The sequence below is a fragment of the Rhizobium sp. Root149 genome (assembly GCF_001427345.1).
In the GTDB taxonomy this organism is placed as follows: domain Bacteria; phylum Pseudomonadota; class Alphaproteobacteria; order Rhizobiales; family Rhizobiaceae; genus Neorhizobium; species Neorhizobium rhizoryzae.
Map to the genome: position 1 here is coordinate 580273 of NZ_LMGD01000023.1, position 15326 is coordinate 595598.

The 15326-nt window shown below is 56.7% G+C and carries 16 protein-coding genes; 4 read left to right on the top strand and 12 right to left on the bottom strand.

Annotated features, from left to right (window positions below):
• Positions 1–30: 30 nt before the first annotated feature.
• From ASD54_RS22470 to ASD54_RS22485, 4 genes are all read right to left on the bottom strand, one after another.
• Positions 31–1290: an ABC transporter substrate-binding protein gene (locus ASD54_RS22470; protein ID WP_062556779.1), complete on the bottom strand. Its 1260-nt coding sequence runs from the start codon at positions 1288–1290 to the stop codon at positions 31–33.
• Between the two features lie 22 nt (positions 1291–1312).
• Positions 1313–2428 carry an ABC transporter ATP-binding protein gene (locus ASD54_RS22475; protein ID WP_062556780.1) on the bottom strand — a complete coding sequence of 372 codons (1116 nt, stop codon included), beginning with the start codon at positions 2426–2428 and terminating at the stop codon, positions 1313–1315.
• A 4-nt stretch (positions 2429–2432) separates the two neighbouring features.
• Entirely contained in the window at positions 2433–3209 is a 777-nt protein-coding gene (locus ASD54_RS22480; RefSeq protein ID WP_082547355.1) for a carbohydrate ABC transporter permease, read from the bottom strand.
• Between the two features lie 136 nt (positions 3210–3345).
• Positions 3346–4230 (bottom strand): sugar ABC transporter permease, encoded by an 885-nt coding sequence (locus ASD54_RS22485; RefSeq protein ID WP_062556781.1) that lies wholly within the window; start codon positions 4228–4230, stop codon positions 3346–3348.
• 325 nt (positions 4231–4555) lie between these two features.
• Here ASD54_RS22485 and ASD54_RS22490 point away from each other — a divergent pair, with 325 nt between their 5' ends.
• Both ASD54_RS22490 and ASD54_RS22495 read left to right on the top strand, forming a co-directional pair.
• Positions 4556–5500 carry an AraC family transcriptional regulator gene (locus ASD54_RS22490; protein WP_062556782.1) on the top strand — a complete coding sequence of 315 codons (945 nt, stop codon included), beginning with the start codon at positions 4556–4558 and terminating at the stop codon, positions 5498–5500.
• Between the two features lie 104 nt (positions 5501–5604).
• On the top strand, positions 5605–7482 hold the full coding sequence (locus tag ASD54_RS22495; protein ID WP_062556783.1) for an adenine deaminase C-terminal domain-containing protein: 1878 nt from the start codon (positions 5605–5607) through the stop codon (positions 7480–7482).
• Positions 7483–7497: 15 nt separating this feature from the next.
• Here ASD54_RS22495 and ASD54_RS22500 read toward each other — a convergent pair whose 3' ends face one another.
• The 8 genes from ASD54_RS22500 to ASD54_RS22535 form a co-directional block, all read right to left on the bottom strand.
• A complete protein-coding gene (locus ASD54_RS22500; RefSeq protein WP_062556784.1) occupies positions 7498–8556 on the bottom strand; it encodes an ABC transporter ATP-binding protein in 1059 nt (352 codons plus the stop codon).
• 6 nt (positions 8557–8562) lie between these two features.
• Complete coding sequence (locus ASD54_RS22505; RefSeq protein WP_062556927.1) at positions 8563–9354, bottom strand: ABC transporter permease; 792 nt, start codon at positions 9352–9354, stop codon at positions 8563–8565.
• Complete coding sequence (locus tag ASD54_RS22510; protein ID WP_062556926.1) at positions 9354–10181, bottom strand: ABC transporter permease; 828 nt, start codon at positions 10179–10181, stop codon at positions 9354–9356. Before ASD54_RS22510 ends, ASD54_RS22505 begins: the two co-directional genes overlap by 1 nt.
• A 179-nt stretch (positions 10182–10360) precedes the next feature.
• Positions 10361–11368: an ABC transporter substrate-binding protein gene (locus ASD54_RS22515; RefSeq protein WP_062556928.1), complete on the bottom strand. Its 1008-nt coding sequence runs from the start codon at positions 11366–11368 to the stop codon at positions 10361–10363.
• 168 nt (positions 11369–11536) lie between these two features.
• Positions 11537–12325 carry a sulfite exporter TauE/SafE family protein gene (locus tag ASD54_RS22520; protein ID WP_062556785.1) on the bottom strand — a complete coding sequence of 263 codons (789 nt, stop codon included), beginning with the start codon at positions 12323–12325 and terminating at the stop codon, positions 11537–11539.
• A gap of 17 nt (positions 12326–12342) precedes the next feature.
• Positions 12343–12765: a YeeE/YedE family protein gene (locus ASD54_RS22525; RefSeq protein WP_062556786.1), complete on the bottom strand. Its 423-nt coding sequence runs from the start codon at positions 12763–12765 to the stop codon at positions 12343–12345.
• Complete coding sequence (locus tag ASD54_RS22530) at positions 12762–13193, bottom strand: YeeE/YedE family protein (RefSeq protein ID WP_062556787.1); 432 nt, start codon at positions 13191–13193, stop codon at positions 12762–12764. Before ASD54_RS22530 ends, ASD54_RS22525 begins: the two co-directional genes overlap by 4 nt.
• A gap of 15 nt (positions 13194–13208) precedes the next feature.
• Positions 13209–14135: an MBL fold metallo-hydrolase gene (locus tag ASD54_RS22535; RefSeq protein ID WP_062556788.1), complete on the bottom strand. Its 927-nt coding sequence runs from the start codon at positions 14133–14135 to the stop codon at positions 13209–13211.
• A gap of 137 nt (positions 14136–14272) precedes the next feature.
• Here ASD54_RS22535 and ASD54_RS22540 point away from each other — a divergent pair, with 137 nt between their 5' ends.
• The gene (locus ASD54_RS22540; RefSeq protein ID WP_244484823.1) at positions 14273–14896 is read left to right on the top strand and encodes a peroxiredoxin; all 624 of its coding nucleotides are present in this window, start codon (positions 14273–14275) and stop codon (positions 14894–14896) included.
• Entirely contained in the window at positions 14893–15312 is a 420-nt protein-coding gene (locus ASD54_RS22545; RefSeq protein WP_062556789.1) for a metalloregulator ArsR/SmtB family transcription factor, read from the top strand. Before ASD54_RS22540 ends, ASD54_RS22545 begins: the two co-directional genes overlap by 4 nt.
• Positions 15313–15326: the final 14 nt, after the last annotated feature.

Sequence of the window (15326 nt, forward strand, 5' to 3'; positions counted from 1 at the left end):
GCGACATCTACGCGCGAGGCCCTGGGAGGATCAGAATTTCTTCAGGACACCGTTCACGCCATCAATGATGGTTTCTGCAGCTTCCTTGGAATCAATCTGTCCGTAAGCGTATTCTTCGAGCGCATCGAGGAAGACGGAGCGGATTTCCGGATGCTCGTTCAGCGGGGAAACGGTAGGGCCGCTGGCCTTGACGATGATGTCATGCGCCTTCAGAAGTTCCGCCTCGATCTTACCGCCATCCGTCAAGGTCTTGGCTGCAATCTTGCTGGCGGGAAGACCGCGGGATGTACCGAGGATCTTGATGGCTTCCGGCTCGTTCAGCAGGCAGTTGACGATCTGGGCAGCAGCCTTCGGATCCTTCGAACGCTTCGAGATCGAGAAGACCATGGAAGGTTTGCGGTAGACACCATCGGTCTTCGCATCACTTGCCTTCAGGATGGCGACAGGCTCCAACTTCTGGCCCTTCAGTGGGTCAGCATATTTGGAGAAGGTCGAATCCCATTCATAGGAACCGGAAATGCGGCCATCCGCCCACTTCGGGCTTTCGAACAGGTTGAGGTTGCCTTCTGCCGCGACAGACTTCTGCGACATCACGACACCCTCCTTGACCATCTTGCCGTAGAAATCGATGGCCTTGGCCAGTTCTTCAGGCTTCCAGGCAACCTTCTTCGTTGCAGGATCGACAAGATCCTTGCCCGTCGACTGTGTCGCATTCAGCGAGATCAGAAGAACCGCGGTCTCCTTGACCGCATTCATCGGATAGGCATCAGGCCCGATCTTTTCCTTCACCGCCTTGGCGGCCTTGAAAAGTTCGTCCCAGGTGGTCGGGATTGCAACGCCTGCCTTGTCGAGCGCCGTCTTGTTGAACATGAACACGCGGCCCGTCGTCGATACAGACAGGCCGTTCAGCTTACCGTTCATCGTGCCAGCGGCAAGATCATCGGCGGACCATTGGCTGAGATCGATCACATCCTTGAACTGGTTGAGATCGGCGAATCCATCACCCTTGATGGAAAAGAGTGGCAGCCATGGCCAGTTGATCTGCATGATGTCGGCTTCGGTACCGCCTGCGATCTGTGTCGTCACCTTCTCCAGATGACCATCGAAACCGGTAAATTCAGCAGCGATCTTGTGGCCATATTTGTCACCGCAGACCTTCAGGGCCTCCTGTGTTACCTTATGTCGGCTGTCGCCACCCCACCAGGACATGCGCAGATCAGCAGCTTGGCTGACCTGCCCAAGGCTGGTGGCTGCGAAGGCTGTAGCAAGTAGAAGTTTCGTCAGTTTCATGGTCGTTCCTCCCCGAACGTGTTTAATCAAGCTTGGCTAGTGAGATGTTTTCGCCGCTCACGCGGTCGAACAAATGGATGTTTTCCGACTGCGGCGCGAGATAGACCGTATCGCCACTGATCTTACTGCGATCGTACTGGGCAGACGGCACCACGGCGATGACCTGAGAGCCCTCGACCTTCACGTAGAGATAGACCTCGTGGCCCATGAACTCGACGTGGGAAACCTTGCCCGCAAGCGTGCCGGTCTCATCGGATGACGCCACGCGGAAGTGCTGCGGACGAACGCCGAGCGTCAGGCGCTTAGCTGCACCCTGGCTCAGACGGGCCATGACGTCCGATCCGAGCGGAAGGTGCTGGCTGCCGATGGAAAGCGTTGAATCTGCCAGATCGGCTTCCAGCAGGTTCATTTCAGGGCTGCCGATAAAGCCTGCGACAAAGGCATTGGCCGGGCGATTATAGAGTGTGACGGGGTCGGCCACCTGCATGATGCGGCCTTCCTTCATCACGCAGATGCGGTCGCCCATGGTCATGGCTTCCGTCTGGTCGTGGGTGACATAAACGACGGTAGATTGCAGACCGTCTGCTTTCAGCTGCTTGTGAAGATCGGTGATGCGAACGCGCATCGAGGCGCGAAGTTTGGCATCGAGGTTCGATAGCGGCTCGTCGAACAGAAAGACCTGCGGCTTTTTGATGAGCGCGCGGCCCACTGCTACGCGCTGCGCCTGCCCGCCAGAAAGCTGCTTCGGCAGGCGTTCCAGATAGTCCCCAATTTCGAGAATATTGGACACGTCGCGGGTCGCCTGCTCGATCTCCTCCTTCGGACGACGCTTCAGGCGCAGACCGAAGGAAAGGTTTTTCCGGACCTTCATATGCGGATAGAGCGCATAGTTCTGAAACACCATGGCAATGCCACGCTCGCCGGGCGCCTTGTCGTTGACGAGGTTGTCGCCGATACGGATTTCTCCGCCCGTGACCCGCTCGAGACCCGCGATCATGCGCAAGGTCGTGGATTTGGCGCAGCCGGATGGCCCGACCAGAACCATGAACTCGCCGTCATTCACATCGAGGTTGATCCCATGCACGGCTTTGAAGCCGCCATAGTCCTTTTCCAGATTTCTAAGCTGCAAGCGAGCCATCGTCTTATCCTTTCACGCCACCGGCGGAGATGCCTTCGATGAAGTATTTCTGGGCCACGAAGAACACGATCAGCGCAGGCATGATGGTGAGCACGGACATGGCCAGGATGCGGTTCCACTCGAAGGCTTCGGTGGTATCGATCGAGAGTTTGAGCGCCAGCGAGACAGGAAATTTGTCGACCGACGAGATGTAGATGAGCGGGCCGAGGAAATCGTTCATCGTCCACATGAACTGGAACAGGCAGACCGAGATCAGGGCGGGTGTCAGAAGCGGCACCACGATGAACAGCAGAACCTGCCAGGTGGAAGCGCCATCAACACGGGCGGCCTCTTCCATGTCGCGCGGAATGGCGCGCAGGAACTGCACCAGCATGAAGACGAAGAATGCATCCCCCGCAAACGCAGACGGAACCCAGAGCGGCAGGAAGCTGTCGAGCCAACCCAGATCCCGGAACAGGAGATACTGCGGAATGCGGGTCACGACGTTTGGCAAGAGCAGCGTCGCGATCAGGGAAGCGAACAGGATCTTCTTGCCCGGAAAATCAAAGCGGGCGAAACCGTAGGCCACGGCGGTGCAGGAGATGGCCGTGCCGATGATCTTCGGAATGACGATCAGGAACGTGTTCCAGAAAAAGCGACCGAACGTGTAGGGCGTCGAGGTTTGCCAACCGTTGACGTAACCGGCCACCGTACCCTCGTGCGGAATGAAGCCTGCGCCCGCAAAGATTTCCGAGTTGGGTTTGAACGACGCCCCAATCAGCCAGATCAGCGGATAGAGCATGACCAGACCAACGGAAAACAGCACGCCATAGCGAAGAGTAGCACTGATGATCTGGCGGCGGCGCTGCGCCTTCAAGATCTGTTCCGCTTCGCGATCAACGGAGAGTGGTGTGGAAAGTGCGTGATCTGTCACGGGATCAGCTCCTCTTGTCGCCGGCGTAGTAGACCCAATGGCGCGAAGACCAGAAGGCGATGACGGTCAGGACCATGATGATGGCAAAGAGAACCCAGGCAATTGCGGAGGCATAGCCCATATCGAACCGCTTGAAGGCCTCCTCATAAATGTACAGAGGCAGGAGGTAGGTGGACTTCAGCGGACCGCCCTGCGTGATGATGTAAGGCCCGTTGAACTCCTGGAAGGCCTGAACCATCTGCATGATCAGGTTGAAGAAGATGACCGGCGTGATCAGCGGCATGGTGATGTGCCAGAAGGTGGCGAATTTGCCCGCGCCGTCAATGGAGGCTGCCTCATAGAGAGACTTATCGATGCTCTGCAAAGCCGCGAGGAAGATCACCATGGCCGAGCCGAACTGCCAAAGCCGCAGAAGCGTGATGGTGAACAGCGCATTGGTCGGGTCGCCGAACCAGTTGACCGGCTCGAAGCCGATGGCAGCCAGGCCCATGTTCACGATGCCGACATCCGCAAACAGATAGCGCCACATGACCGCAATGGCGATCGATCCACCGAGAATGGAAGGTACGTAGAAGGCGGTCCGGAAGAAGTTGATGAACTTCAGCTTGTAATTCAGAATGACCGCTATGAAGAGTGCGAAGGCCAGCTTCAGCGGAACCGTCGTGAACACATAAACCAGCGTAACCCACAACGACTTACGGAATGTGCGATCGCTGGTAAACAGCTTCACGTAGTTCTCGAGACCGGTAAAGACCGGAGCGCTCATCAGGTTGTAATCGGTGAAGCTGAGATAGAACGACGCTGCAAATGGCAGTGCCGTAAATACCATCAACCCGATGATGTAGGGCGCCAGGTAGACCAACCCCAGGAAACGGCTATCCCCGCTCATGCCCAACCTCCGCATTTCCTGCGGCCGAAGAACATGTCATACAGGTCTAGGTAGCCGGCATTCGGCATTTGCTGCACCGGACCAGCATCAGAAATGGGTCTGAAGGCGCTTACGCAGTTAGCCGGACGATGAATAATCTTATAGTCTGAAATCTGCATCTAAAGTCGTCGGTAAAATCCTATCCCCTCAGCGAAAATTCCCCTGATTGGTACGATCTTGACCCGCTCCTCCCATTGAACAGGCGATAGAGCTATGCAACTCCATCAGTTGGGCGTAATATCCTTGTCATACGAGTTGAAGAGAATAGAGGCTTCAGGACAAAAAGATGGATAAAAACGAACATGGGCCTTTGGGCGCAATTCCGGTTCATGCCCTGACTCTGAAGCTAACCCGTTCTACGATCAAGATGTTGCACTCACCCAGCTGGATGATCGACAAATCGAATAGCGTTCACGATCTTATCATATGTCTTACAGGATCAGCGACCTATGCTATTGGAGATGAGGTTATCGAAATACGGCCGGGAATGGCTCTGCTGATCGATGCCAACACCCGTTTTATCGGCCGGTCCACATCGTCCGAACTTTATACGGGTGCTGCACAGCACTTCACGCTGGATGTATTCGGTCGGATGGACATGATTCAGCAGATGGAACTGCGGCGCGCGGTGCATCTGCCCCGCTGGGACATGCTGGAACCACTCGTCAGGCATTATCGAGAGACCGCACCCTTGTCATCCACAACGCTTGCCCAGCATCACATGTTCATGGTGTTCCTGATTGCCTATATCGAGGCGGCGTTCCTGGGGTGGCGTCAGCAGGTGGAAGCGACCGTCGACAATCCCGATGCTCTGTCACTTGCGGTCATGGTCGCTGCCAGCCGCATCGCTGCCGAACCGCTCAACAACGAGATCGTGGACCTCGTCCTGGCGTCCATCCCCTATAATGTGGATTACTTCCGCCGCATTTTCAGACGACAGGTGGGTCTGACGCCGACAAAATATCAGGAATTCAAAAGGATGGAGCGCGCGATGGGCCTGCTGGCAGCAGGCCGTTCAGTGAAGCAGACGGCGGAAATGGTGGGCTATCTCGATAGCTATTACTTCTCCCGCATGTTCAAGCACTATATTGGCGTTTCCCCCGCGGGCTACAAGGAGGCCGAAAAGCGACACCGGGATGGACACTTTCCCCGCGGGGAAGAGGACGGTCAGGTTGTCTATCCGATTATCCGCCGCATCGAAGAAGACGGAAAAGAAGCCGTCGCGCTATGAAATCCACTGGCTAATTTGACAGTTGCCGCTATTCGGTGAAGCATCTATTCCATTGAACTGATTTAGTTTCCTTCAGTACTCGCATCCAGCGAGGGAGTTCCCCGATGACCAGCACGTCCCACCGCCACTCCTTGGACATCAACCCGAGTTCAGCGGCAGAGGTGGCCATCCGTCAGGAGTTGACGCTCGTTGCACTGGGCAAGCAACCCGCAGATACCGCCTTGCGGGTGGGTCGTCTTTTGGATGTGGCGACGCGCACCTGGAGCATGGATCAGGAGATTGTCATCAAAGGGCGCCGCATCGCCTATGTCGGTCCGGCAGGAAGCTATACGGGCCAGGTCGAAAGGCGCGTCCATGAACCGGATCTGGCAGCAATCCCTGGTCTGGGCGAGGTCCACAAGCATATCGAAAGCTCGCATCTGACACCGGAATACGAGGCAGCACTTGTGCTCCCCCGTGGCAACACCTGGACTTGCGAGGCGAGCCACGAGTTTTCCAATGTGAATGGCGCGAAGACGCTGGAATTCTGGCTGAAGGCACGCGAGGCCGGATCGCCGCTCAAAATCTTCCCACTGCCCGGCTCTGCCGTACCGCCGACAGGCTACGAGCATGGTGGCGGCTTTCTTGGTTATGACGAGCAGAAGGCCTTTCTCAAGGAGAGCCTCATGGTTGCCGGTCTTGACGAGGTCATGGACTGGCCCGCCGTCTGGAATCGCGACAACCCCTCCTATGACCGACTTTGGGGGATGATCCGCGCCACATTCGAGCAGCGCGGCGTCGTGGAAGGACATGCCGCAGGCATTCGCGATCTTCCGACCATCAACGCCTTTGCTGCCGCCGGACTTTCGTCAGATCACGAAGCTTGGACGTTCGAAGAGTTCTGGGACAAACTCACCCATGGACTGTTCATGGAATTGCGTCCTCACAGCCTGCCGGATGTCATCAAGGGTCTCCTGCAAAAGGGCCTCCAGGACTGGTCGCAGATCGCCTTCACCACGGACGATCGCAGCGCATCCGACACACTGAAAATGGGCGCGACCGACTATAACGTCCGTCTCGCCATCGAGTCGGGACTTGCACCAGAGATCGCCATCCAGTGCGCCACCATCAATCCTGCCCGTCATATGCGCCTCACACCCTGGGTCGGATCGATCGCGCCGGGACGTTACGCTGACATCGTCCTCTTGTCTGATGTACAGCGGCTGGAGATCGCAAAAGTCTGGGCAGATGGGCAGCACGTATCCGAGGGCAAGAGCTATCTGCTCGATGTTCCCAGGATTGACTGGCCGGAATGGGCAACGAAGACAATCAATATTGGACGCGACCTCACCGCTGCGGATTTCGCCATCCAGGCTGAGCCGGGTCGAGAAACCATGAAGGCCGCGGTCCTTCGCCCGTTTCATTGGGATGACGATTTTCTGACATTCGAGCTGCCGGTCGTGGATGGGCAGGTCCAGCGGGATGAAGCGCGCAACATTACCAAGTTTTCGGTGATTGATCGCTTTTCGGGTAAGGGCGCCGTCTCAAAAATGTTCTGGATCGGTTGCGGACCGCGCACGCCGAATACGGCTCTTGCCTGCTCCATGGCACATGACAAGCACAATATCTGGTGCGTCGGCTCTTCCGATGAAGCCATGGCGAAGGCCGTGAACGCCATTGCCGCCAACGACGGTGGTTGGGCGCTTGTCAGAGGCGGAGAGGTGGTCGCGACTGTTCGCTACGAAGTAGCGGGACTGATGACGTGCCGCCCGCCAGAAGAATTGCATGAGGAGATGCAGACGCTTTATGCGGAAGGCGAAAAAATCGACTGGATGTATGAGCCGACCTTCAGCCCGCGCTGGTTTCCCGGCTTTCCGGAGCGACTCGCCTTTGCGACACTGACTTGTGCACCTTGGCGCTGGGTACTCGTTGCGCCAAGCAATTACGCTCCGCAAGGGCTCGTCAACGTTCAGACAGGACAGGTGCAGCCGGTCGTCTTCTGACCGGCTGATTGAAGGTCACCCGTCAGCGGGTAGAATGCAGCACTGCTCCGGCACTGGAGAGAGAACGGCGCGATCCCCCGTCTCCAGCGGTTCGCTGAGAGAGCCATTACCGAGATAGCTCTGCCCCTCGGCTGCGCACTGGTACTGATAGGCGCGGCCAAGATAGGTGCGGATTCCGAGGGTTACCGGAATTCCGTTCCCGTCTCGCGTAACGGCCAGACCATCCGGTCGTGCAGCCAGAATGAAGCGATCCGGTATTGCACCGAGACGTTCCTGGGAAAGCTGAAGCAGTGCGCCGTCCTTGGTACGGGCCGTGACCGTTTCGCCGAGACGCTCAACGACGGTCATGTCAATCAGGTTTTCAAACCCGACGAACCGCGCGACGAAACTATTGGCAGGCCGCTGGTATAGCACTTCTGGCGTATCAAGCTGCATGATGCGGCCAGCATTCATGATCGCAACACGGTCGGAAATCGAAAAGGCCTCTTCCTGATCATGCGTGACATAAAGCGAGGTCGTGCCGTTTGCCCGTTGCAGGCGGCGGATCTCGACCCGCATGTCGACGCGCAACTTGGCGTCCAGGTTGGAGAGTGGCTCATCGAACATCAGCAGAGGCGGCTCGATGACGAGAGCACGAGCCAGCGCGACGCGCTGCTTCTGACCGCCGGACAAGGCCGCAGGCATGCGGTCTGCGAAGCTTGAAAGACCGACGCGCTCCAGCATGCGGTCTGCGCGCTTTTTCCGCTCCGCCGCGTCAGCTCCCCGCTGCTTCAAGCCGAAGGCAACGTTATCGCGCACAGAAAGATGCGGGAACAGGGCGTAATTTTGAAACACCAGACCGATATCGCGCTGATGCGCGGGAAGGCGTGTGAGATCCCGGTCGCCGAGGCGAATCGTCCCACTACTTGGTTGGAGAAACCCAGCCACAAGCCGCAATGTCGTGGTCTTGCCGCATCCGCTGGCGCCCAGAAGAGACACGAGTTCACCTGCAGCCACCGCAAGCGTGAGATCCTTCAGCACCTGCGTGGAGCCGTAGTGGGCGGAAACATTTTCGAGCGTCAGAGATACGGTCACAGCGATTCACTTTGTCAGGAAGGTAAGGCCAAGGGTGGCTTCTACAATGGCCATGACGCCAACAGTCAGCAGCATCAGCAGAACCGAAACCGAGGCGATGGTGGGGTCGAAGAACTGTTCCATATGCGCAAGAATCTGGATCGGCAGCGTGGAGACACCTGGACCGGTGAGAAACAGCGAAATCGAAACATCGTTGATCGACGTGATGAAGGCGAGAATAAACGCGGCGACCACCCCGGCGCTGATGTTGGGTAGCACAACAGTGAGGAAGGTTTTCAGCGGCGGGCACCCCAAGCTGATCGCGGCCTCCTCAATGGAGAAATCAAAAGACGCAAGGCTTGCGCCCACCACACGCACCGCATAGGGGAGCACCAGAAGCGTATGCCCCAGCAGCAGCGTGGTATAGACCGGCAATTGCAGACCGATCGTGATGTTCTTCATCAGAGAGAAGCCAAGCACAATCTCCGGGACAAGAATTGGCAGGACGAAGACGTTGGAAAGCCAGGATGGCAGGCGGATCTTGAACCTGTTCAATGCATAGGCCGCAGGAATACCGATGAGCAGCGCCAGAAATGTTCCGAGAAACGCGATCTGGAGGCTGGTGATGGCGGTGGTGCGGAACGCCTCGATCTGGAAGATATTGCTGAACCACTTCAGCGTGAAACCCTGCGGGGGAAAGGTCAGGAAAGGCGTATCGCTGACAGCGGCGCCCAGGATGATGAACAAGGGCGCGATCAAAATCAGGAAGATGAGAGACGCAATCGCGATCAGCGCGGGATGAAGCTTTGTCTGCATGATCATGCTGCCATGGGGTTCATGCGGCGCGCAAGCCGCGTCATCAGGACAACGATGGCAATCGTCACGACAACCATGATGGCGGCAACCGTTGAGGCACCAGTCCAGTCAAACGTCACCATTGCCCGCTGATAGAGGAAGGTACCCATCATCATTTGTCGCTCGCCGCCCAGGAGTTGCGGAGTGGCATAGGAGGTAAAGCTTCCTGTGAAAACGAGCACGGCGCCGATGATGAGGCCCGGCATGGCAAGCGGCAGGATGACTTGGCGGAACACCGCAAACGGCTTGGCGCCAAGCGAAGACGCGGCCTCAACCACATCCTTGGGGATACCTTCCAGGACGCCCGCAAGGGTCAGGATCATCAACGGTACGAACAGATAGACCATGGCCGCAATGACAGCGCCCTTGGTGTAGAGCATGGAAAATGGCTCTGCGATCAGGCCCAGCGAAAGAAGCGCAGAATTCAAGATTCCGTTCTTTCCGAGCAGGATCAACCACGCGAATGAACGGACAACAACGCCCGTCAACAGCGGGAAGACGGCGGCGATGATCATGATGCTCTTCAGGCGCCCCGGCATATGCGCGACCACATAGGCGGCGATAAAACCTAGAACGACGGAGATAACCGTCGTAATCAGCGAAATCTCGATCGTCCGCATCAGGACCGTGCGTCGCAGGCTGCTGTTGAAGAACGCCATGTAGGGGGCAAGCCAACCCTTGGCATCCGTCAATGTTGCAAAAAGCGTAGAACCGACAGGAAAGATCAGGAAGATCAGGACCAGCAATGTCGCGGGACCCGCCAAAAGCCAGGGGCTTAAACGTTTAACCATCTTGTTTCGAAGCCACCTGTCCGCAAGCATTCATCGGAAGCGATTTCCAGATTTCAATGGAGAATTTTCGCGGCACATACCGCATCTAGAGCGCAAGAATGCCCAAATGTTGCAATGCAATCAAGTGCGTCGGCCCGGCAAAATACCGGGCCGACGCAAATATCATCAAATATCCGCACTTACTTGCTGAAGATTTCGTTCCAGCGATCAATCCAGTCGGTTTTCGCCTGATTCAGCTTCACATAGTCCAAACGGTTCAGCTTGGAGATCATGTCTGCGCCATAGGTCCAGATCTTGGCCTGTTCCGGCGTCAGTTGCACCTTGGTAGACACCGGCGCGTCAACGCCCTGCTCTGCCTCGATCTGCTGGATTTCCTTGGAGAGAATGAAGTTGATGAACTGATAGGCCAGTTCGACATTCTCCGCGCCCTTTGGAATGTTGACGGTGTTCAGCGTCGCGATATCACCGTCCGAGAGCTGCGCCCAGGTCATGGTCGGGACCGCAGCCTTCAGCGAGGCCAGCGTGAAGTCCTGCGTCACCGCAACCTTGGCTTCACCCGTGGAAACGAGGTTCACCATTTCGGATCCGGTATTGTAGTTCTTCGCAACGTTGGCCTTCAGCTTGCCGATGGATTCGAAAGCCTTGTCCGCATCGCTGAAAGCATCAACCTTGGCATTTTTGCCAGCCTGCAGAACCACCATCGGACCAGCCGTCGTCGTGATGCCCGGAAGCGTGACGGCACCCTTCAGATCGGCGCGCCACAGATCGTTCCAAGAGGTAATCGGAGGATTGACCTTGGCACTATCGTAGACGATGCCAACACGACCAATGGTATAGGCTGGGCCGTAACCGCCTTGCGGGTTCTTGGCGATGTCATAGAGATCGGCCAGGTTCGGCAGCTTCGCCGGATCAACCTTCTGGAAGAGGCCTTCGGCGATCCCAATCTGCGAGAAACTGTCGGTCAGGTAAATGACATCAACGCCCTTTCCATCGCGAAGCTTCAGCTTGTTGAGGCGATCAGCGTTGTTGCCCGTCTCGAAGACGATGTCGCAGCCGCAGATCTTCTTGAACGGCTCGATGATGTTGGCGTTCAGCTTGTCGCCGTTATAGCCCCACCATGAAATGGTCAGGGTCTTGGCCTGTGCGGCCGCACCAAAAGTGCCGGCCATGACAATACCAAGCGCCATCGCAGAAGCGCGCAGGCGGTTCGAATAGGTCATCTTGTTGTTCCTTCTCTGGGGAGGTCGGGTGAACCAAGCGTGCTCAAGGCCCACCGCTCGCTAAAGCATACCGACAGATTCCGGAACATTTCAAGCCAGAGAATCAAAGACCTTATAGTTCAACCTGGAAGGGTATCATGCAAGAATCTCCCAGAAGCCACGATAAAGCATGTAAAGAGCAACGGCGAAAATCAATCCGGCAAAGAGGGTATTCAGAGTTCCCTTTTTTGTAGACAGATGATCGGCAACGACCCCACCCGCTAGCCCGCCCGAGATGCCGCCCGCAATGAAAATTCCTGCAAGCGCCCAATCCACATAACCCGAAATCGCATAATTCAGCGCGGTCGTGAGTCCGAAGGCCGTGACAGCCACAAGGGAAGAACCAATTGCGAACAGAATAGGCATGCCCGTGGAAGCAATAAGCCCCGGGACAATCAAAAAGCCTCCGCCGATGCCGAAGAAACCGGAGAAAATTCCCGTCATTCCGCCAAAACCGGCGACTTTGGAAACGTTCTCTCTCGAACATTGGGCACCCGGGTTCCCTTCCGATCCCCGTTTCCGGAACATGAGAACACCCACGAAAATCATCAGGAAAGCGAATAGCATCAGCAGCTTTTGACCATCGACCAGCTTGCCGATACTAGAGCCGATCAAGGCTCCCAGAATACCGGCCACGCTGTACACACCGGCGCAACGCCATTTCACATGACCGGCGCGTGCGTGGCCCAACAAGTTTGTGAACGCATTCGCAGAGACGGCAAAGGCGCTGGTACCGATTGCCATGTGCGCATTTGGGACCCCAACCAGATAAACCATAAGTGGAACCGCAAGGATCGACCCCCCGCCCCCGAAGAGACCAAGGGTAAAGCCAACCAGTACGCCTGAGAGCCCGCCGAGCCCGTATTGCATCGGATCAAGAACCATGGTGAAAGCTCCCTGACCTAAGCAAAACGGTTCTGGAACAGGCGATGGATCGCCATACCACCGATCATCGCGGCGACGAACAGAACGATTTCCCATCTGCCAAGAGCAAGACCGGCGAAAGCCGGCCCTGGGCACAAGCCCACGAGACCCCAGCCCAGTCCGAAAAGGGCAGAGCCCGCGATCAACTTACGGTCCGGATTTCGATTCTTAGGAACATGAAATGAAGTATCGAACACGGGGATTTGGCGGCGAGCCTTGATGCGATACGCGATCGCCGACGGAATCAAGGCACCTCCCATGACGAAAGCGAGAGACGGATCCCAATCACCGGCAACATCGAGAAAGGCAAGGACACGCGCCGGATTGATCATATCCGAGATAACCAGGCCGATTCCGAAAAGGATACCCGCAACGACTGCGACGATAACCCGAGCATTCATGAGCTTACCCCCGGAAAGTGACGCATGATCAGGACGGTGACAGCGGCAACCGACATGAAAACCACCGTCGCGACGATGGAGCGCGGAGACAGGCGCGCCAGACCACACACACCGTGACCGCTGGTACAACCGGAGCCGAGCCGTGTGCCGAAGCCAACGATGAGACCGCCCGCGACCAGAAGAAGCGGCGACGAAGACACTTCGATGATTGGGAACCGAAGGAATGAGGCCGCAAATGCAGCCCCTGCCAGGATGCCGCCCAGAAAGCCGACGCCGAGCCAACTGATGCCTGAGCCCGTCAATCCAAAGGCGGACGCGGCAAGACCGGAAATCCCGGCGATGCGGCCATTTAGCAGCAGATAAATCGCCGCCGACAAACCGATCAGCAGACCGCCGGCCAAGGGCAAGAGGAATGAACTATAAGACATCGCTTGCTGCCGCCCTCAAAGCGTATTGATCGGGATTTTCAGGTACTGCACGCCATTGTCTTCCGCCGCAGGCAACTTGCCCGCCCGCATGTTGACTTGCACCGACGGCAGGATGAGCTTCGGCATCGCAAGTGTAGCGTCCCGCTCCGTCCGCATTTTTACAAATTCGTCTTCGCTAACCCCGTCATGGACATGAATATTACCTTGACGTTGCTCCGCGACCGTAGTTTCCCACGCATAGTTGTCTCGACCCGGCGCCTTGTAGTCATGGCATAGGAACATGCGCGTAGAACCGGGTAACTGCATCAACCGCGTGATAGAGCGATACAGGGTGCGGGCATCGCCGCCGGGGAAATCACAACGCGCCGTACCATAGTCCGGCATGAACAAGGTATCGCCGGGAAAAACGGCATCGCCGATCACATAGGCAAGACATGCGGGCGTATGTCCTGGAACATGAAGAACAGTCGCATCGAGTGAGCCGATCTTGAATCGATCGCCATCCTGAAACAGTTGGTCGAACTGGCTGCCGTCGCGCTGAAACTCCGTACCCGCATTGAAGATCTTGCCGAAGACTTCCTGGACACGAATGATTTCGCGGCCGATAGCAAGCTGCCCACCAAGCTCCTTCTGCAGAAGCGGGGCAGCAGACAGGTGGTCGGCATGCGCATGCGTTTCAAGAAGCCATTGAACCTCGAGACTTTCGGATTTTACGTAATCAATCACTTCTCGTGCAGAGGCATTCATCGTCCGACCTGAGGCAGGATCGTAATCGAGAACGCTATCAATGATGGCACACGCGCTTGAGCGAGGGTCGCGCACGACATGCGTAACCGTATATGTTGCAGGGTCAAAGAACGATCTCACTAGCGGTCTAGAGGAAGGCTCTTCCAGAGCTGAAGCAACGATCTTCGAGGCAAATTCCAGCGGCGCATCCAACATGGCGACAATCTCCGTTTACGCCAATAATACATATTTACGGTAACTATGCAACTATGTATGTTTGGTTTTGGGTTTGGCGCCTGCCGCGATATGTTTTCTCGGCAAAACAGGAGATTCGCTTGTCAGAAGATTGCACCGTGGAACGAGCAGTTGCTCTGCGCATCCATGATCCCGCTCCAGAATTTACAGCGCGCTCAACCCGCGGCCTCGTGAAGCTGTCAGATTACCGAGGGCGCTGGCTGCTTCTCTTCTCGCATCCAGCCGATTTTACGTCGGTCTGCACAAGCGAGTTCATAGCCTTCGCAAAGGCGGCCCCCGAATTCGAACGCTTGAAATGCGCCCTTCTGGGGCTCTCGGTCGACAGCCTCTATGCTCATCTCGCCTGGCTGCAGGATATAGAGACGCGCTTCGGCGTCAGAGTTGATTTCCCGCTGATCGAAGATTCCGGCATGGCCATTGCACGCGCCTACGGCATGCTGGACCGGCATTCCTCCGGAAGCGCCACTGTCCGCGCAACCTACGTTATTGATGCATCCGGCATAATCCGCGCCATTGTATGGTATCCGATGACAGTGGGGCGCTCTGTTGCGGAGCTTCTGCGCTTAGTTGAGGCCTTGCAGACATCAGACCGGGAACAGGCGCTCACCCCTGAAGGCTGGAAAGTTGGCGACAAGCTCATGGAACCTGCCGCTGCTTCGCTTGACGACGCATCTGCTGTCCCACACGGAGATATCTGGTACTTCAGGGAGCGCTCAAAATGAGGAAAACGACTCTCCCACTCGAGCAAATGATAGAAGCATCGGGCGAAGCGGCTGAATTCATTCGCCTGTTTTCAACCTCAAGCAGACTGATGCTGCTCTGCTTCCTGTCGGGACGCGAAGTCTCAGTCGGCGAAATACAGGAAGGGCTTGGTTTCAAGCAGCCAGGCCTCTCCCAGCAACTGGCAGAGTTGCGCCAAGCTGGCGTGGTCCAGACGCGACGCGAATCACGTCAGATCTACTATTCAATCGCGGATGCACGCGTGGCGCGAATACTGGATGTTCTGGTCAGCATGTTTTGCAAGGGCGAGGAACCGCCACCGGCGCATGCATCTATTGAAGGGTCATCCTCTTGCGCACCGACACTTGGCGAGATGGCACAATGGGCCGTCATCACATCGGACACAGGTTTGAAGTAGTGCAGGAAAAGAAA